At 69.8% G+C, this 18,953-nt stretch carries 14 protein-coding genes; 3 read left to right on the forward strand and 11 right to left on the reverse strand.

Annotation, left to right across the window (positions count from 1 at the left end):
- Nucleotides 1-8: 8 nt before the first annotated feature.
- Both WMF17_RS11380 and WMF17_RS11385 read right to left on the reverse strand, forming a co-directional pair.
- A complete protein-coding gene (locus WMF17_RS11380; protein ID WP_437649381.1) occupies nt 9-368 on the reverse strand; it encodes a hypothetical protein in 360 nt (119 codons plus the stop codon).
- 1,026 nt (nt 369-1,394) lie between these two features.
- Entirely contained in the window at nt 1,395-4,628 is a 3,234-nt protein-coding gene (locus WMF17_RS11385; RefSeq protein ID WP_437649383.1) for a beta-propeller domain-containing protein, read from the reverse strand.
- Between the two features lie 663 nt (nt 4,629-5,291).
- Between WMF17_RS11385 and WMF17_RS11390 the strand changes: the two genes are divergently transcribed.
- Nucleotides 5,292-6,896, forward strand: coding sequence for a glycoside hydrolase family 43 protein (locus WMF17_RS11390; RefSeq protein ID WP_437649385.1), 1,605 nt, complete (start codon nt 5,292-5,294; stop codon nt 6,894-6,896).
- Between the two features lie 49 nt (nt 6,897-6,945).
- Here the strand turns inward: WMF17_RS11390 and WMF17_RS11395 are convergent, their stop codons facing one another.
- Entirely contained in the window at nt 6,946-7,521 is a 576-nt protein-coding gene (locus WMF17_RS11395) for a sensor histidine kinase (protein WP_437649387.1), read from the reverse strand.
- Between the two features lie 65 nt (nt 7,522-7,586).
- Here WMF17_RS11395 and WMF17_RS11400 point away from each other — a divergent pair, with 65 nt between their 5' ends.
- Nucleotides 7,587-9,116 (forward strand): IS1380 family transposase, encoded by a 1,530-nt coding sequence (locus WMF17_RS11400; protein WP_437604211.1) that lies wholly within the window; start codon nt 7,587-7,589, stop codon nt 9,114-9,116.
- Here WMF17_RS11400 and WMF17_RS11405 read toward each other — a convergent pair.
- The 8 genes from WMF17_RS11405 to WMF17_RS11440 all read right to left on the reverse strand — a co-directional run bounded on the left by WMF17_RS11405 (nt 9,053) and on the right by WMF17_RS11440 (nt 17,274).
- Nucleotides 9,053-10,033, reverse strand: a complete 981-nt coding sequence (locus WMF17_RS11405) for a response regulator (protein ID WP_437649388.1) — start codon at nt 10,031-10,033, stop codon at nt 9,053-9,055. The genes WMF17_RS11400 and WMF17_RS11405 overlap by 64 nt on opposite strands.
- Nucleotides 10,034-10,142: 109 nt before the next feature.
- Complete coding sequence (locus WMF17_RS11410) at nt 10,143-11,663, reverse strand: protein kinase domain-containing protein (RefSeq protein ID WP_437649390.1); 1,521 nt, start codon at nt 11,661-11,663, stop codon at nt 10,143-10,145.
- 204 nt (nt 11,664-11,867) lie between these two features.
- A complete protein-coding gene (locus tag WMF17_RS11415; RefSeq protein ID WP_437649391.1) occupies nt 11,868-13,148 on the reverse strand; it encodes a flavin-containing monooxygenase in 1,281 nt (426 codons plus the stop codon).
- A 16-nt stretch (nt 13,149-13,164) separates the two neighbouring features.
- Entirely contained in the window at nt 13,165-14,007 is an 843-nt protein-coding gene (locus WMF17_RS11420) for a metal-dependent hydrolase (RefSeq protein ID WP_437602071.1), read from the reverse strand.
- Nucleotides 14,008-14,676: 669 nt separating this feature from the next.
- A complete protein-coding gene (locus WMF17_RS11425; protein ID WP_437649392.1) occupies nt 14,677-14,970 on the reverse strand; it encodes a hypothetical protein in 294 nt (97 codons plus the stop codon).
- 83 nt (nt 14,971-15,053) lie between these two features.
- Complete coding sequence (locus WMF17_RS11430) at nt 15,054-15,494, reverse strand: hypothetical protein (protein ID WP_437649393.1); 441 nt, start codon at nt 15,492-15,494, stop codon at nt 15,054-15,056.
- A 123-nt stretch (nt 15,495-15,617) separates the two neighbouring features.
- The gene (locus WMF17_RS11435) at nt 15,618-16,268 is read right to left on the reverse strand and encodes a DUF6531 domain-containing protein (protein WP_437649395.1); all 651 of its coding nucleotides are present in this window, start codon (nt 16,266-16,268) and stop codon (nt 15,618-15,620) included.
- 64 nt (nt 16,269-16,332) lie between these two features.
- Nucleotides 16,333-17,274 (reverse strand): hypothetical protein, encoded by a 942-nt coding sequence (locus WMF17_RS11440; RefSeq protein WP_437649397.1) that lies wholly within the window; start codon nt 17,272-17,274, stop codon nt 16,333-16,335.
- 1,183 nt (nt 17,275-18,457) lie between these two features.
- Here WMF17_RS11440 and WMF17_RS11445 point away from each other — a divergent pair.
- Nucleotides 18,458-18,820 carry a hypothetical protein gene (locus WMF17_RS11445; protein ID WP_437602075.1) on the forward strand — a complete coding sequence of 121 codons (363 nt, stop codon included), beginning with the start codon at nt 18,458-18,460 and terminating at the stop codon, nt 18,818-18,820.
- The last annotated feature ends 133 nt before the right edge of the window (nt 18,821-18,953 follow it).

Consider the following 18,953-nt stretch of genomic DNA (forward strand, 5'->3'; position numbering starts at 1 on the left):
GCATCGCTCTAGCCGGATCGCCGGAACCGGTCCAGCAGCCGCCGGAGCAGCCCGGGCTTCTTGGCCGGCGCTTCCGCCGCGGCCTCCTGGTCGCGGCGTACCGAGCTGGGCGCGGCGTCGCGGGGCTTCGCCGCACCGCCATCGCGGGGCTTCGCTGCGCCGCCATCGCGGGGCTTCGCCGCGGCGGACGCCGTGAGGTCGTCGCGGGCGGCATCCGTGGCCTGGGCCGTCGTGCGCTCCGCCGCCTGGCTCGGCGCGGGGTTCGCTGCCTTCTTGCCGGCTCGCGCCTGCACCTTGGCTTTCATCGCCTCCTTGGCGGTGAGCGCCGGCTTCTTCTTCCGCGGGAACGCGGGGCTGGGAGGAGGCACCCACGCGGCCTCCCGGCGCGGCTCGGAGGGCGCCGCCGTTTCCGGTGCCGGCGGCGGAACCGGGGCCGCCTTGTGGGTCGCGGCGTGCTGCGGCTGCCGGGCCGCATTGCGAGGAGCCTCGGGGTCCCCGCCGGCAGCGGCGCGCTTCGGCGCAGCGAGCTCATCCGTCCGTGCTGCGTCACCCTGCGCAGGATCCCCTGCGACGGCCGCGCGGCGCTCTCGCGTGGCGGCGCCCGGCGCGGTTCGGGGGGCGGGCGCACGGGTCGGGGGAGCGCCGCCGGCGCGGTCGACGCCTGCCCGTCCGCGGTGGGGCGCCCCATCTCGCGGCGCCCTGGTCCTGTCCGCCGGGCGGTGCTCTGTCGCGCCGCCGTCGCGAGGGCCGCGCTCTACCGCACGGCCGTCGCGAGGGCCGCGCTCTACCGGCCCGCGCTCGCGCGCTCCACGCTCGTCCGATCCACGTTCCCCTGGGCGTGCCGGGGGCCGCGGCGCCGGCTCCTGCGCGGGCGCCGGCGTGCGCGGCCGGCGCATGTCGATGACCCGCGGCGGCCGCGCGCGAGCGGGCGCTGCGGTCGCTGGCGCTGCGGCAACGGGCGCCGTGTCCGCAACGCCCGCTCCGGCTGCTGCTGCACCCGTCGTCGCGGGGGCCGCCGTGCCGTCGGGGGACGTCGCCGCGCTGCCCTCCGCCGCCCTTCCGGCGGTCCCGGTCGCTCTCTGGTCGGGCGCGCGCTCCTCGACGGGCTCCGCGCGTTCCGGCTGCCCCGCCCCGTTTTCCGCTGTGTTTTGCTCGGCCATGGGGCTCCTCCATAGCGTTGTCCGGCGCTCCGCGAAACCGGATCTCACCGCCTCCCCCGCCGTCGGCGTGGGCGCGCATCGCTTCCTCCGCCTGGACCTGGGTGATCCGCGCGGGCCGCTGGAGGGTGAATCGGGAAGGTGGAGGGACGCGGCCGCGATGGATGACGGGGCCGCAGCGTCGCGACGCCGTCGCGGCAAGCCGGCCCGGCGCGCTCGCCCGGGCCGGCCGTCCGGCTACTCGCCCAGGTAGGGGACGAGGTTGACGGTCTCGCGGTCGAGCTGGTGAATCCCGAAGCGGCCGGCGGCGAAGAGGACCTCCTCACCGCTGGTCACGAATTTCTCGGGCCAGCCCCAGGTCTGGAAGAACGCCTGCGCCTTCGGCGCCTCCGGCTGCTCCAGGGAGATCGCCAGCACGCCGCCGGGCACCTCGAAGAGCGCGCGCATGTCGGCGGTGTGGCGCAGCGACGCCCACGACGCGAGGCGGACCGTGGAGAGCTGGTTGAACTCGGGGGTCGTCGGGTTCTCGTTCTCCGGCGGCGGAGGCGGCGTCTCCCCCGCGGGCACCGGCGAGAGCGTGGTCAGCTTCTGGTTTGGATCCCAGCCGTTGTACCACCCGTAGCCCGGACGCCAGATCAGGCTGTGGCTCAGGACGGGCAGCCCGCGGCCGTCGATGGAGATCGCGTTGACCTGCCGGTTCGGGAACTGCTGGTACTCCTGGAGGTACGCGAGCCCCTGGTGCAGCTCGAGCCGGGCGATCGCCGTCTCGATGAACTGCTGGCCCCACACCCTGTCCCTCGCGTAGATCGAGTCGCCCTGGATCGCGAGGATCTCGCCGGGCACGTTGATCCCCGGGTCGAGCGCGGGCTGCGACGGGTTGGACAGGTCGAGGTGCGTGAGGAAGTACTGCGTGTGCGGGCGCGGGTCGTCCGGCGCGCCGACCGAGCGCTTGATGTTGAAGTAGAGCTCGCCGTTGTCGTTGAGGACGTTCACCGTCTCGCTGTTGTCCGGCAGCGTAAGGGCCGGCCTTACGGTCGGGCTGTCCGGGTCGGAGAGGTCGAGCACGTGGATCTCGATCTGAGCCCAGGTGCGGCGCGGGACGTACTCGTAGCAGTAGGTCGAGGTGACCCCCGGAATGTCGTTCCGGTCGACCTCGATCGGCGTGCAGGTCGTGTCGGCGCCGACGTGGTCCGTGCACTCGGCGAACCCGCCGTTGCAGTACTCGTCGCTGCCGATCCTGCGGCACATCCGCTCTCCGGCCGTGTACGTGCAGCCCTCCTGCCCGAAGCAGGTCGGGTTCTGGATGGAGGTCGTCCGGCACGCCCAGCCGACCCCGAGATCCTCGGTGTGGCCGATGACGCGCAGGAACGCGAGCGCATCGCGCCCCGGGTGCACGGTCGGGAACGAGCTCGCCCCGCCGTAGTAGCTGCCGATCGAGGGGAGGTCGCTCGTATCGAGCGTGCCGGCCTGCCGCGGCGCGGTCGGATCGGACAGATCGATCACCTGGATATGGGCCACCTTGCCCACCCAGTTCTCGAAGGTGGTGGTCAGCGACACGAGCAGGTCGCCCACCTGGTAGAGCTGCGCGCCGAGCGGCAGATCGAAGGCGGCCACCGGCTCCACGAGCTGGGTGAGCCCGGTGCTCGGGACGACCTCGGCCTTCATCTTCCGGTTCTCCTGGGGAGTCCAGTAGAGGTCGTACGGCAGCTTGATGCGCACGCGGTGGTCGCCGAACGCGAAGACCTTCGTGTAGTCCGGGGCGAGCTCGAGCTGGCCGAGCCGGGTCGTGGCGTCGAGGTCGTCCTGAGCGTAGAGGGTGAGCTGCTCGTCGGACACGTTCGCCGTGGCGATCTCCTCGGCGCGGAACGTGCGGCGCACGGGCGTCCCGTGCTCCATCAGGCCGCGGCGGGTCAGCGTGGTGTCCGAGAAGGTGAAGATCTGCACGCCGGAGAACGGCCGCCGGTAGTTGTCCACGGTCCTTGTCGCGGAGAACGGGAGCAGCACGAGGCCTGTCTCGGCCTCTCCGGTCGGCGCCACCGCCTCCACCGCGTCGTCGAGCACGGTGAACGCGCGATGGTCCCAGTCGGCCTCCGACCAGCTCCAGCCGTCGGCGGCGCTGTCGACCTCGGCGCGCGCCACGAGGGGGTTCGCGTTGGTCAGATCGGTGATGTCGTAGAGGCTGGCGGCGAGCCGGCGGCCGTTCGTGTCGTTCACGCCGATGCCGATCAGGCGGGTCGCCCCGAGGACGGGGCGGAAGAAGTTGTTCCACCCGGACACGATGAACTCGCTCTCCTCGACGACGTTCCCGCTCGGATCGATGGAGAAGGCGTGGAACGGATCCTCGCGCCGGTAGGTGACCGCGAACGCCCTGTCGTCCATGAAGATGGCCCCGAAGAGCGACTGCTCGGCGCCGAAGTCCTCGCTGTCGATCGGCGCGATGTTGTCGCGATCGGCCGCGTCGAACGTCTCCAGGTGGCTGGGCGTCCCGTCGGCCCACCTCGGGCCGGAGAAGACGCGCAGCATGTCGTCGCGGAAGTCCATGTGGAACTGAGAGCGCACGTAGCCCGCCGTGTTGACGCTGCCGCGCAGGGCCATGGAGCCGTCGGTGTTCGAGATGTCGATGATCGAGATCTCGCTGATCTCCTGCGACCAGCTGAGATTGTTGCGCGCCACGAGGAGCACGTCGGCCTCGGCGTGGATGGCGGTCACGGCGTCGCCGAGCTCGATCCCGGGGCGCTCGACGAGCGCGTCGGCGCCGACATCGAAGCTCCTGACCAGGGTCTTGTTGACCCACTGGAACTGGCCCGGGGCGATCTCCGCGAGCTCCGATCCGTTCGAGGCGATGTAGAGCGAGGTCGCGCTCGTGCCGCGCGCGAGGCGGCTCGTCATGATGGAGCCCGTGACCGGGTACTGCGACAGGAGCTTGGGCGCGGTGCGGTCGGCGATGTCGATGAACAGGACGGTGCCGCCGGTCCGCCGCTCGACGGTGAGGCCATCGGCCTTGAGCTGGTAGCCGGCCCAGTCGTTCAGGAGCACGACCGCGCGATCGCCGACGGCGTACATCTCGACCGGGGTGCCGGCGATCTGCAGCTGGCCGAGGAATTTCGGGCTCGACGGGTCCTGGATGTCGATGACCTGGAGGCCGCGGTAGGGGTTGAGGTTGAGGAGCTGCCCGCCGCCGAGGACGCGGTAGATGTCGCCTTCCTCGATATCGCGGCCGCCCTCTTCTTCCTCCTCCTCCTCTTCTTCCTCTTCTTCCTCCTCGCCGAGGTACCCCTCGGTGAAGGGATCGTCGGCCGACGTGAACTCGCTGGGCCCCTCCGGGGTGTCGGGTTCCTCCTCCTCGGGCTCCTCCTCCTCGGGCTCCTCCTCCTCGGGCGGTGGGTTCTCGTTCTCTTCTTCTTCCGGAGGGGTTTGCTCCTGGGGCTCGGGTTGCTTTTCGTCGCCCCCGCATCCCTGTCCTAACAGCAAGAGGAGCGCGGCCATCACGCTGGCCTGCGCCGATAGCACGCCTCTGAACAAAGCTCTCTTCGCCACTGCCTACTCCTCCTCAGCACCTCGCGCGAGGTACTGAGCCTGCGCACATCGATGTGTCCTACACGGGTGACCCGCGGTTTGAACGTCCCGGTCGATGGGCGACGACGCCTCGAGTTCCCGTCGAGTGGTCGAGGGCGCGTCCGGCACGGCGCAGCCCGCGATCGCCCTGGTCCTCGCGGCCTCGCGCTACCCTGGACCGTGAAGTTGCATCGCGCGGATTATCCACGTTCTGGAGGACGCGCTCAACGCGGAACGCGGTGACAGGACGGAGGCGGACGCGGATCTTCACGTGACGCAGGACGGCGTCGGGGCGGATGTCCGGCGGCGCTGGGCGGACCGGGGCGGAGTGGAGCGCCGCGGTGCTCACACGGGAGCCGCGTGCCCACACCCAAGGCGGGGCGGCCCTGACTTGAGTCCCGCCGCGCGGCGCCGGTGACCCGCGGGTCGACGCGACATCGATCTTCCCTCGGCCAGCCGTGTTCCGTTGCGCTGGACAGCCAGCCCGCTGCAAGATGGCCAGCGCACGACGCCCCGCGCCCCCCGGCGTGGCCGTGTCGAACCGCACCGACTTCACTTCCGAGCACCACGGCCAAAGCGATGACCAACGAACCGAGATTCATCGAGAACCCCGTCCTCCGGGGCTTCCATCCCGATCCCTCCATCGTCCGGGTCGGCGAGGACTACTACATTGCGACCTCCACCTTCGAGTGGTTCCCGGGCGTGCGGCTCCACCACAGCCGCGATCTCCGCCACTGGAACCCCATCGGCTATGCCCTGGACCGCCGCTCCCAGCTCGACCTGCTCGGCAACCCTCGCTCGGGGGGCATCTGGGCGCCTTGCCTCTCCCACGCAGGCGGCGTGTTCTATCTCGTCTATACCGACGTCAAGTCCTGGGGCCACGGCTTCGTGGACGCGCACAACTACTACGTCACCGCGAGCCGCATCGAGGGGCCGTGGTCCGAGCCCGTCGCCCTGAACCGCGGCGGCTTCGACCCGTCGCTGTTCCACGACGAGGACGGCCGCGCGTGGCTCACCAACATGGTGTGGGACCATCGCCCCGGCAACAACCAGTTCCCCGGCATCGTGCTGCAGGAGCTCGACCTGCAGCAGCGCCGGCTGGTCGGCGAGCGTCGCTGGATCTTCTCCGGCAGCGGCCGCCGCCTCACCGAGGGGCCGCACCTCTACCGGCGCGGGGGCCACTACTACCTCCTCGTCGCCGAGGGCGGCACCAGCTACGAGCACGCCGCGGTCATGGCGCGCTCCCGCGGCATCGAGGGGCCGTACGAGGTCGACCCGAGCGCCCCGCTCCTGACCTCTCATCACGACCCGGGCCTCGCGCTGCAGAAGGCCGGCCACGCTTCCCTCGTCGAGACCACGACGGGCGAGTGGTACCTCGCCCACCTGTGCGGGCGGCCGCTCCCCGGCGAGCGCCGCTGCTGCGTCCTCGGCCGCGAGACGGCGCTGCAGCGGGTGCGCTGGACCGACGACGGCTGGCTCGCGCTCGACGCGGAGCGCCCGGCCACGCCCGCCGTCCGCGTGCCGGCGCCCCGGCTGCCGGACCACCCCTTCGAGGAGGCCCCGGCGCGCGACCACTTCGACCGGGGAGCGCTGGGGGTCGCGTACCAGGCGCTGCGCGACGTGCCCGACGAGAGCTGGGTGTCGCTGCGCGAGCGCCCCGGCCACCTGCGCATCCGCGGCCGCGAGTCGCCGCAGTCGCTGCACCGGCAGAGCGTCGTCGGCCGCCGCATCCAGTCGCTCCGCTGCCGCGTCGAGACCTGCCTCGAGTTCGAGCCGGCCTCGTTCCAGCAGATGGCGGGGCTCATGGCCCTGTACGACGACGAGAACTTCTTCTACGCGCTGCTCAGCCACGACGAGAGCGCCGGGCGCTCGATCGCGCTCCTCGGCAGCGAGCACGGAAAGGTGACCTGGCTCGCGCGTCCGGTCGCCTTCTCCGCCCCTCGCCTCCACCTCCGCTTCGATCTCTCCGGCAAGGAGCTGCAGTTCTCGTCCTCGGAGGACGGCGAGCGCTTCGACGCGCTCGGGCCGGTGCTGGACGCGTCGCTCCTGTCCGACGAGCGCACCTCGCTCGGCATGGGCTTCACCGGCGCCTTCGCGGCGCTGTGCGCCCATGATCTCACGGGAAAGAGCCTCTCCGCCGATTTCGATTACCTCGATTACGCGGAGCTCCCGCAGAAGCCCTGAGCGCGGTCGTCCGTCCCACCGCCCGGCCGAGCTCTCCGACCGTCTCCCGTCAGGCGACCGCCTCGCCCCCCACCGACGCCGCCATCGGCAGCGCCACGAAGAACGTCGCCCCCTTCGAGAGGACGCTCTCCACCCAGATGCGCCCCCCGTGCCCCTCGACGATGCGCTGCGCGATGGCGAGCCCGAGCCCCGTCGAGCGCTCTCCGCCGGTGCTGACCGTCCTGGCCCGGCCGAAGGGGCGGAACAGCTTGCCGATGTCCTCCGGCGCGATCCCGGGCCCCTCGTCCCGGACCGACAGGATCACCTCGGTCGCGGCCCCGCCGGGCCCCGCGGCGGCAGGGGCGCCCTCGACCCGGACCCGGATGGCCTTGCCCGGAGGGGAGTAGTGAATGGCGTTGCTGATCAGGTTGTTGAGCACCTGCTCCAGCTTGTGGACGTCCACCTCGACCCGCGGGACCTTCTCGTCGCTCTCGACGACGAGCCTCATGCTCTTCTGCCCCGCCAGCACCATGTTGAGCGCCACGTTCGACTCGACGAGCTGGACGATATCCGTGCTCTTCCGGTCGAGGTTCAGCTTGCCTAGCCCTCGATCAAGCGCGTCGAAATCGCTTCGTAGCGGGATCAAAATGAAAAGCCCGGGTGTTCGTCGAGTTGCTGAAGCTTGACACAAAACACCCGGAGGCTTTTCAGGTGAAGGATCGACGAAATTGGGCCGAAAGTGAAGCGAGAAAGATCGCGCGCCGACTGAAGCCCGTCGAGGGCGGACGCGAGCCGCGTGGAACGGGTCCCGAGTTCGCTGCACGCACGATTCGTTACGAGGCGTCCGACCGGGTTCACGCCATCCCCTGTGGCGGGCTCGGGGCCATTCATCAACTGGCCTGGAAGGTCGGGCTGGTGACCGCGCTCGACACGAGGCTGCCGATCTTGAAGCGCCGGCGCCCGTACAGCGAGGCCGACCATGTTCTCAACATTGCCTATAATTTCCTGTGCGGCGGAGCGGTGCTCGATGACATCGAGGTGCGCCGCAACGACAGGGCGTTCCTCGATGCGCTCGGTGCGCGTACGATCCCGGATCCCACCACTGCGGGCGACTTCTGCAGGCGCTTCGGGGCCGAGCAGATCCAGGGCCTGATGGACGTCGTGAACGACGTGCGCGTCGGCGTCTGGCAGAGGCAGTCGCAGGCGTTCTTCGAGCAGACGGCGCGAATCGACGCGGACGGCTCGCTCGTCGCCACCAGCGGTGAGTGCAAGCAGGGCATGGACATCGCGTACAACGGAATATGGGGCTACCACCCGCTTGTGGTCTCGCTGGCGAACACCGGGGAGCCGCTGTTCGTCGTCAACCGCAGCGGGAACCGACCTTCCGAGGAGAGAGCGCCCGAATTCTTCGCGCGCGCGATCACGCTCTGCCGTCGCGCCGGCTGGACGGACATCCTGCTGCGCGGCGACACGGCCTTCTCGCAGGCCGCGTACTTCGACCGTTGGCACGACGACGGCGTACGCTTCGTGTTCGGGTACGATGCCTACAAGCCGATGGTGGCACGCGCTGAAGGTGACGATGTGAGCGATTATCAAGAGCTCGTTCGCAAGGCCGACACCCTCTTCGAGGAGAGCAAGCGGCGCGCGAAGCAACCACGCATCAAGGAGCAGATCGTCCGTGAGCGCGAGTATCGTAATATGCGCCTCGAGCGTGAGGAGTTGGCGGAATTCGAGCATCGACCCACCAAGGCGGCGCGATCGTACCGCTTCGTCGTGCTTCGCAAGACGATCGTTGAGGAAAGGGGCCAGCGGTACCTGGGACAGACCTTCCGCTACTTTTTCTACGTGACCAACGATCGCGAGATGACGTGCGAGCAGGTCGTCCGCGAGGCCAACTGCCGCTGCAACCAGGAAAATCTGCTCGCGCAATTGAAGAGCGGCGTCCCGGCGTTGCGCGCCCCGCTGAACACGCTCGAGTCGAACTGGGCCTATATGGTGATCGCGTCGCTCGCGTGGTCGCTCAAGGCTTGGTTCTCTTTGCTCATGCCCACGGCGCCGCGATGGCACGAAGCACACCAAGCCGATCGAGAGCGCGTTCTGCGCATGGAATTCCGCTCCTTCGTGCAGCGTTTCATTCTCGTTCCGGCGCAGATCCTCCATACCGGTCGAACTCTCGTCTATCGGCTCCTTGCCTGGCGTCCCGAGCTGCCCATCTTCTTCCGCTTCCTTGATGCGCTCTGACGGCCGGGGCTGCCCGACGCACTGAGGCACGGGCAGCCCGACCGCGAACCCACAACCTCGAACCACGAAACGAGGGATCCTTGACCAGCCGCAGCGACGATCACCGAATCCCGGCTCTCCGGCAGGACGGATCCGCTCGGCGATTCGAGACGGCGGTTCGGCCCATTTCGAGGGTCGCCAAGCGCTTGTTTGAGGCCTAGCTCGATCATCGACACGTCGAGCAGGTCGTTGATGAGCGAGAGCATGAATTTGCTCGAGCTCCTGATCATCTCGATGATCTCGACCCCGCCGTCCTGGAGCAGGGACGACGGCTCCCCGCGCCGGTGGGTCATCAGCATGAAGTCGCTGTAACCCAGGATGACGCCGAGCGGGTTCCTGAGGTCGTGGGCCGCCATGCCGACGAAGCGGTTCTTCTCCTCGTTCAGCCGGACGAGCTCCGCGTTCTTGGCCGCGAGCTCCTCGTGCATCTGGAGGAGCTGCCGGTTGCTCTCCTCCAGCGTGTCGGCGTACTGCTTGAGCTTGAGCTGGCTCCGCTTGTGCTCGATGGCGTAACGGATCGTGCGCTCGAGGATCTGCGCGTCGAACCTCCCCTTCACGAGGTAATCCGCCGCGCCCGCGCTCATCGCGGCCATGTCGATCTCCTCGTCGCCGACCCCCGTCAGCATGATGATGGGGATCGCGCAGCCGAGGCGGTTCGCCTCGTGCACGACCTCGAGGCCGGTGCGGGCGTCGAGCCGGAAATCGAGGAGGCAGACGTCGTAGCCGCCGGCGAGCAGCGCCTCGAGCGCCTCGTCCGAGGTGCTCACCCACGTCACGTCGTAGCGGGTCCGGGAGACCTCGCGGAGGAGCCTGCGCGTGACGAGATGATCGACCTCGTCGTCATCCACCAGAAGGACCTTGATCTCGCTGTCGTTCATCGGGAGCCTCGACGCCGCCGACCTCGCGGGCCATCGGCGATCTCGCGCCGACAGGCGCCGCGCCACGGCGCCCGCGCTGGCGCCGTGGTCATGGTCCTCGTTCTGGACCTCATTGCCGGCGCTTCTGCTCGTCCGCGACGCCCACGAGCGCGCGCGCCAGGGTGATGAGCTGCCCGGCGTCGAACGGCTTGACGAGGAACGCCGAGGCGCCGAGGCGCGACAGGCACTGCCAGTCGGCCGCGCCCCCCGTCCCGGTCGCCACGACGATCGGGAAGTCGCCCTGCGGGAGCTCCCGCACCGCCGCCGTGAGCGAGATGCCGTCCAGGCCGGGCATGTCCAGATCGAACACGCCGAGCGACGGGGGGTTCGCCTCGATGGCGGCGAGCGCCGTCGTGCCGTCGGGCGCGGTCTCGATGACGGCGCCGGGCAGCGCCTGCGCGAGGACGCTGACGAGGAAGCTGCGGAACGACGGGCTGTCGTCGGCCACGAGGACGCGCGTCGCGCGGGTGTACGCCGGCATGGCGCCGCGGGCGTCGAGGAGCGCCTCGCGCAGCGCCTCCGCGCTCGCCGTGCGCTCGTCGGGCTCCTTGGCCAGCGCCCCGAGCACCGGCGCGTCGAACGACGCGGGGAGGTCGAGGCAGAGCTCGCTCGGCGGGATCGGCGGCTGAACCGCGTGCTGCATCACCAGATCGACGGTGCTCGTGCTCTGGAAAGGCAGGCGGCCGGCGAGCAGGTAGTAGGCGACCACCCCGAGGGCGTAGACGTCGATCCGCGGCAGCAGCGCAGGGTCGAGGTGCCGGCCAAGCGCCACCTCGGGCGCCAGGTACGCCGGGGTGCCGGAGAAGGCGAGCTCGATCCGATCGCCGCGCGGGATGCGCTTCGCGAGGCCGAGATCGGCGACCACCACGCGCAGGGCCTGGCCGACGAGGATGTTGCTCGGCTTGATGTCGCGGTGGGCGATGCCCGAGGCGTGGATCGCCGAGACGCCGAGGCAGACCTGGTCGAGGAGGCTCAGCGCCTCGTCGAGGACGAGCCGGCCGCCCTTGCTGTGGACGTAGGTGTCGAGCGTGACCCCGGGCACGTACTGCATCACGAAATACGGGGCGTTGGCGTACTCCCCGAACGCATGGATCTCGACGACGTTCGGGTGGTGGACGCGCGCCATCGCCCGCGCCTCCGCGAGCAGCCGGGCCTGCATCTGCGCGTTGTCGAGCTGCTCCGGCCGGAGCAGCTTGATGGCGACGTCCCGCTGGAGCTGCTCGTCGCGCGCCAGGAGGATGACCCCCATCGCCCCCTCGCCGAGGCGGCCGCGAATGCGATAGACGCCTCCAAGTAAAGTGCCATCGGGCGGCACCTGAACGTGGCCTCCGCCCTCGTGCATGCTTGAGCGCGTGGCGGCCAGCGCCAGGTCCTCGTCGCTGAGCGTCGAGCTGTCGACTGGCGGCTCGACGGGCGGCTCGACCCGCACGGGAGACCGGTCGCGCACGACGGTGTCGACGCCCGGCAGCGTATCCGCGACATCGTGCACGAGCGGCGCCGGGGGATCGCCGCCGTTCTCGCTTCCGGCACTGAAGCCGGGCGGGCCGTCCGCCGCGTCTGTCATAGAGCGCATGATACGTGCCCTGCTCATGCCTATCAACGAAGAGCGACACGTGCTGCAGCTGCGAAGCGGCGTGCACGCGACTGTTGGTGGACGTGCCGCGGGCGCGTCACGTCCGCCGCCATCGCTGTGCACGCGTCCGCGCGGCGTCAAGCACGATGTCGGGGGTGTGTCGGAATGCCACGCTGCTCAGCGCGGCTGGTCCCTCGCGCCGAGCGGCGCGCGCCAGCACGGCTAGGCGTCTCGCATGAGGATCGGCTCCAGCCGGGGCAGCCTCGGCAGTAGCCGCTTGCTGATGCGGACTGCGCGGAGCACCTGGAAAGGGTCCTGGAGGAGCGTGCGGGGGGGCCTGCGGTGCATCCGCGCGAGCAGCGCACCGAGCGGGTGCTTGAGCTGCTGCTGCGTCGCCACCATGGTGCAGAGCAGATCGGCGCCCGCCGTGATCAGCGGCCCGGCGCCGTAGCGCGGCTGGCCGAGCCCGAAGACGTAAAGGTTCTTGTGGCTCGGCGGGACGATCCCGTCGATGAGCTGGGGCAGGCCGTCCTTCCAGGCGATCACGCCGTCCGCGAGGAAGGGGAAGCTGACGCGATAGCCGGTGGCGGCGACGATGAGGTCGAATCGCTCGCGCGCCCCGTCGGCGAACTCCACGGTGTCGCCTTCGACGCGCCGGATGTCGGGATGGGGCGTGATCCTGCCGTGCCGGAGGTGATAGAGCAGCTCCGAGTTGAGGGTCGGGTGCCGCTCGAACGGCTCGTGATCGGGGTGGGGGAGCCCGTAGCGCTCGTAGCGGCCGACGGAGAGCCGGACCAGGCTCTTGACGAAACGTCGCTGGAACCAGGGCGGCATCCAGGGTTTGAGCAGCTCGACGGTGGGGACGCCGAGCATCATCTTCGGCAGGAACCAGTAGCCCCGGCGCAGGCTGATGTGCGAGGAGGCGCCGAACCGCGACGCCTCGACCGCGATGTCACACGCGGAGTTGCCGCCGCCGAGCACGAGCACCCGCTTGCCGGCGAGCTCCTCCGGGCTCCTGTAGTGCTTGGCGTGGATGAGCTGGCCGCTGAAGGTGCCCGGGAGGTCGGGCATGCGCGGGTCCCAGTGGTGGCCGTTGCAGACGACGACGCCGCCGTAGATGCGCGTCTCGCCGCCCGACGGGCCGCTCAGGCTCACCTCCCAGCGGCCGCCGCCCTGCGGGGCGACGCGGGTGACCCGCGTGCGGAAGGCGATGTGCTCCCGGAGCCCGAAATGCTCGGCATAGGCGCGCAGGTAGTCGAGCATCTGCGCGGCGCTCGGGAAATCGGGGTAGTCCGCGGGCATCGGGAAGTCGGGGTACTCGGTGGTCCTCCTCGACGAGATGATGTGCACCGTCTCGTAGACGCCGTGGTACCAGTTGCCGCCCACGTCGTCGTCCGCCTCGAAGACGTCGAACGGGATGCCGCTCCGCTTGAAGGCCCGAGCGACGCCGAGCCCGCAGAACCCTGCGCCGATGATCGCGTGCTTGTGCTCGTAACCGCTCATGGCGTCCGCCCGGCGCTCAGGAGACGCCGATCCCGGCGAGGTAGGCCCTCGCGAGGTGGATGTTGTCGTTCTGGGAAGGGTGGAAGTCGCGGCGCACGTACTCGCGGATGCCGCGGAGGAACACGCCTTTCAGGACGGACCTGCGCCTCGTGAGCGGGAGTCGCTCTGTCGACGATCCGAGCGGCCCGCACGCTCCGCGCTCTCCGCGGTCGCCGCGGCGGGGGAGCTCCTGGGCGAGCAGCACGAGCAGGGCGGCGAGCCAGAACATCGAGAGGGTGACCGTGGCGAGCGCGAAGCCCAGGATGCGCAGGGCGTAGCTCGGGTTGACCAGCTTCAGCACGTCGAAGGCGACGGTCTTGTGCTCGATCTCCTCGGCGGCGTGCCAGAGCAGGAGCGCCCTCGCGGTCGGGTGGGCGAGGTCGAGCGTCCCCTCCTGGAGCGCGTCCTCCGCCATGATCGCGGTGTAGTGCTCGAGGGCCGCGGTGACCGAGAGCCGCAGCGCGGGAGAGCAGACGCGCTCGATGCCGTCGTAGGCGACCCGCTCGTAGGCGCGGAGGAACCGGTCGATCTCGTAGCCCTGCCCGCGGAGCAGGTCGAAGAACCGCTCGTGCGCCTTGGCGTGGTGGCCCTCCTGCCCGAAGAACGCCTTCACCTGGGCGCGCAGCGCCGGGTCCTCGACGCGGTCGGCGTAGCGCGCGACGCTGCGGATGAAGAAGCGCTCGCCCGCGGGGAACAGCAGGTTGACGGCGTTGGCGACGTGGGTCGGCAGCGCCTGGCCCCCGAGCCAGTGGCGGGTGAGGCCCTGCTCGAACGCCACGGGCGGCTTGCGCGGTCTGAGGGGCGACGGGTCGGTGATCATCGAGCTCTCCTTCCTCCCGAGGTGCCCTCCGGTGCCGGTCGAGGGGCCGGAGGAGCCGGTCCCGGGCGCGCCGCAGCGCGGCGCAGCTCAGGGTACGGGCGCCGATCCGTGTTGATATCAGCTATTGAACTGGAGTCAATAGTGTCGCGGGCGACGCACGTCGTCGGGCGGGTGGGGCCAGGGGTTGTTGCGGCGGCTCGGTGGCTCGCAAGCGCGAGCTCCACCGGGCGTGCGCGGGGCGCCCTCTGGCATCGCGGGGCGGCTCTGCGGTGATCCAGATTGCGGGGGAGCCTGCATGCTCAGGGCAAGGAAGCGGGCCGTGTCGGTCGCCGTCCGGACCGGGATGGCAGGGCTTGTGCTGGGCGAGCGGAGAGGTCCGGGGGATGAGGTGGCGCTTGAAATTATGTTGGACTCAGTGGCTCTTTGTACTCGCCATACAGGCTCACGATCTCTTCGCTCGCTTCCCGGGATACTTCGCCAATTTTGGCAGGAAACGCCTCGCGCCGGAGCTCGCAGGCCACCTCGCCGCGCTCGTCGACGAGCCGCTCCGACGCTCACGCCCTTCGGCCTTTTCGAAGGGCTTGGGGATTGGCCATCCGCTCTTCAAGCCAAAGCACGACCGCCTGAAGGCTCCGCGCAACCAGTTCGTTGAGAGGGCTGTCCCAATTGTCATCGGCAACAAATATCGCTCGATAGCTGCCGTCTGGGCTCAGCGCCGGATACCACCCCCACGTCCACCGCGACCTGATAATGGTCGTGCCGCGCCGAGAACATATCTTCTTCGAAGTACTCCCACCGTTCGTCGCTCGGATCGTTCATGGTGCTCGGATCGATCTCGCACAGATTGTTAATCACGATTCGCCAGTCGGCTGGGACACGGAGAGGCTGAAGGGGAGCTATGTGGAGAGGTTTCATGGCTTTGCCGCTGGAATAAAGATTGGCGATGTGCTCGCGTATGTCCAAGCAGATCTCGTTTCAATGTTTATGAATTCTCGGCAGACCAGTGGATGCCACAGCGCGCGGGTGACATCGCGAGCACGCCAGCCTCACGATCGGTAAAAAAACAGACTGCGATTGATATGGTCGAAGTATTTGTCGCGCGTCGTCGATGTCGAGACGTTTTCATTGACCAAGAAAACCGTCCCCTCGCCAAATTGACCAAGCCATGTCGTCGCCAGTTCGGTGGCCACGTCACGAGGTATCTGGCGGCCAGACATGACGACATCAAACTCCGCAACAGTCATACAGGCATCCTCTGCGACGCTGCGGCATGTCTGGCAAAAGTACGAGAGCTGCTCTGTCTGCAACTGCAGGAGCTCCGCGTACTCGCAAGCGACAGCACGAGCGTCGAAATTTGCCTCGGTCGCCACTCGGTCATGCACGGAAATGTGAATGGTCTGCCAACGTCGAGGATGAACACGGGTCGTGATATTTGTTTTGGTTGCCTCGAATTCGGCGTTCAGTGTATAGGTCGCGCTCGTTTTCATAGGTTCGATCATTTGGGGTAGGATATCTGTATATGGATTCGGTCTCCCGCTCCGGGGAGCCGGTGTACTCTCGCGAACGTCTCTGCGGATAGTTGCTGACGTGGCCCAGCGCCACCTGGCGAGTCAATTCGCGCCTTTGACTGAGTCGAAGCGGTTATGTTGACCGCTGTCAAGCCAGGGTTGGAGTCCAGCTGCGCCAGCGCCGCTTGCCCCTGGGGTGAATTGAGGGCGTCGAATGTCGCTCGCGCTTGTTGCGCACAGGTGCGGTAGCTTGACCGATTCGCAACGTCGGCATTGGCGCGAGCTTGTAGGCCAGCATTTGCCGAGCACGGCCTCGCCCTCGGCGGGCTTCGGCAGGTCCACCGCGGTGCCCAGCCCCGTCCACACCCGGACCCGATGGCTCCGCACCTCGAGCTCCCAGCCCAGGCTGTGGCCCCAGCCATGGCCCAGCCCCGCGTCGCGATCCGCCATCGCGGAGCTGTACGAGCGCTCCCACACGAGCGGCAGTGGACCTGGCAGATCGCAGATCGGGATCGCGTGCGTGAACACCCGCCCGGTGACGACATCGATCGGGTGAGAGACCGTCCCGCACTCCGGATACCGGTTGGATCCGGCGCGCTCTTGCCCCCGCCGCCCGCGCTGTCCCCGCCGGCCCCCTGGCCCCCGGCGCCCGGGCCGCCGCTGCCGCCGGCCCCGCCGCCTCCTCCCAGAACGAAGACGCCGGGGTTCATCCCGGGGATTGGGGGGATGTTCGGCACGGGCGGTACGGGCCATGGAGACAGGGGTATCTGCTGCCGGCGGCGCGGGGGCGACCGATGCGTGGAGCGGCGGCGGTGGCTCAGCCGGGCGGCACAGGCGCCGCCGTGTCGGACGGCACAGGCGCCGCCGTGTCGGACGGCACAGGCGCCGCCGTGTCGGACGGCGCCTGTGCGGCCGCGCCAGGCGCCGCCGCGCCCGGCTGCGCCGGCGGAGCGACCTGCGGCGCGGCGTCCGTGTCGCTCGACGACGCCCCGCGACCGCCGCGGCCCTTGTACAGGGACGGCGCGATCGTCTCGACGTCATCTTCGTTCCAGCGGAGGTAGGCGACGGCGCGGCGGGTCTGGTCGTACGCGTTCACGAACAGGGTGAACGCGCGCGCCCTCCTGTCCGCGGCGTCGCTCGGGCTCGGGGCGGCGCCGTGCTCCCGCACGCCGAGGGCGGCGAGGAGCTGCGGCCCGAGCTCGCCGGCGCGCCTCACCTCTTCCTCGGTCGCGGCGGTCTTCCCCGCGATCTCGGGCCAGCTGCCGCTGAACAGCGCCGAGAGCGCGACGAGGTCGTTGGCCGTGTCCATGTGACCGTTCCCTGTCCGGATGTCCGCCACCGTCTCTGCGTCGAGCAAGCCGCGGCGGGCCAGGGCCTCCGCGTCGCCGAGGAGGTTCGCGCGCAGCGGCGCCGCCTCCTCGACGAGCGGCTTCAGCCCGTTCTGAGTTCCTCCGCTGGACAGCCACGCGAGGTGAGCAACCCAGGCGGCGAGCGCGTAGGTCTCCAGCCGGTCGACCAGCCCGACATCGTGCGTCGGCAGTCGCTCGGCGATGAGGGGGCGCAGGGCGAGCAGGCCGGGGAGCACCCCGAGCACCTGGGAGACCGCGCGGGGGATATCGATGTTGATGGGGATGAGCGCGTGCCGCTCCAGCGCGTCCATGTCGGGCGCGGCCCTGTCGAACGCCGCCGCCGCCTGGGGCGGCGCAGCGGGCTTCCTGGGAGCTGGCTTTTTCTTGAGCGGAGCAGAAGGCTTGACCATGAGGGGACCACCTCTCGTCGATGTCGGACGCGGAGAGGCGTAGAGCACCCTGTCGTGCTCTCTGTCCCCCGCGCTGGATTCGATAGATCGTCCGGCGCGCGCCGGGCGGTCATCCAGGGATAGTCACCCTGGTCAGGACGTCAACGTCACCAACTTGCTCTTCTGGACCTGGATCGATGCCCCGGAGGCAGCCAGCTGCCTCCCCGGGATCGGGATCGATGCCCCGGAGGCAGCCAGCTGCCTCCCCGGGATCGGGATCGATGCCCCGGAGGCAGCCGGCTGCCTCCCCGGGATCGGGATCGATGCTCCGGAGGCAGCCAGCTGCCTCCCCGGGATCGGGATCGATGCTCCGGAGGCAGCCAGCTGCCTCCCCGGGATCGGGATCGATGCTCCGGAGGCAGCCAGCTGCCTCCCCGGGATCGGGATCGATGCTCCGGAGGCAGCCAGCTGCCTCCCCGGGATCGGGATCGATGCTCCGGAGGCAGCCAGCTGCCTCCCAGGACCCATGACGGTCCACGCCGCTCCGGTGCCACGTGCGGCGCTTCCGCGTCGAGCGGCTCCTCGGCCAGGGCGGCATGGCGGCGGTGTACGCCGTCGCCGACAAGGGGCAGACGGCGGCCTAGATCAAGGCGGAGGTGGTGGCGGCGGGGCCACGGTCGGGCTGTTCTGCAAGGTCGGATCGGACACCGTTGACGGCGTGGGGCCAGCGGCGGAGGCGGCGGGGCCGGGGGCTGCGGTGGGAAGGGAGGCGGCGGAGGGCAGGCGGCTCGAGCCTCGGGATCGTGAGCCTGGGCAACCAGCTGAAGCTGACCGGGGTGACGATCGCGGTGGGGAAGGGCGATAACGGAGGCGTCGGGGCGGCGGGGCAAAATGGAGCTACCGGCGGCAATGGCGCCCTCGGCGGGACGGCGTCGACAACACCGCCCAGCAAAGCCGGCTGCGACGGCGGAAAGGGTGGCGCCGGCGGCCCCGGTGGCGCGGGCGGTGGCAGGCGGGGCGGCTATGCCGTAGGCCTTGCGTATGCGGTGATGCCGAGCGAAGCACCGGCGGTGCAATTCGCGGCCGGCACAGCCGGCACCGGCGGCGACGCCGGCCCGGAGGAGCCCCGGAGAACGCCGGAGCGCCGGGGAGCGAGGGGAGCTGCTGGGACTTCGCGACGCAGTCGCCGTGTGGAGAGTGAGCGATGACATCACCGAAAGAGACGCCGGCCCGCCTCCTGCCTCCGTGGGTCGATCCGGTGTGGAGCTCGACCACGCCGGAGGCGCGGGAGGAGCAGCTCCGGAGGCTGGCGCGGGCGCAGGCGCGCGGCTCGCTGCTTTGTCGGATCGCGTGGGGCGAGGACGTGCGGGCGGAGCTCGCGAAGATGATGGCCGAGGCGGACGCGATGGAAGCCCTGGAGCAAGAGGCCAACGAAGCGTGGGTGGGCGCGATGGTCGTGGAGGGCGAAGACGCCAGGCGCAGGTCGGGCCTGGCGTGGCTCGGCACGGCGGTCTTGGTGCTGGCGATCCTGTGCTGCCTGGCGCTCGTGGCGCTGCGCCTGGGCTGACATAGCGACGTGGCGAAGGCCGCGCGGTGCGGCGCGCCTCTGGCTCGGCTCGCCTCATCGACGAGCGCGCGAGGAGAGTCGCGGGTGGAGGCGACGGCCCCGGGCAACGTGTGGCGCGGCTCGGAGGCGGGTG

Source organism: Sorangium sp. So ce362 (assembly GCF_051519845.1).
Classification (GTDB): Bacteria; Myxococcota_A; Polyangia; order Polyangiales; family Polyangiaceae; genus Sorangium.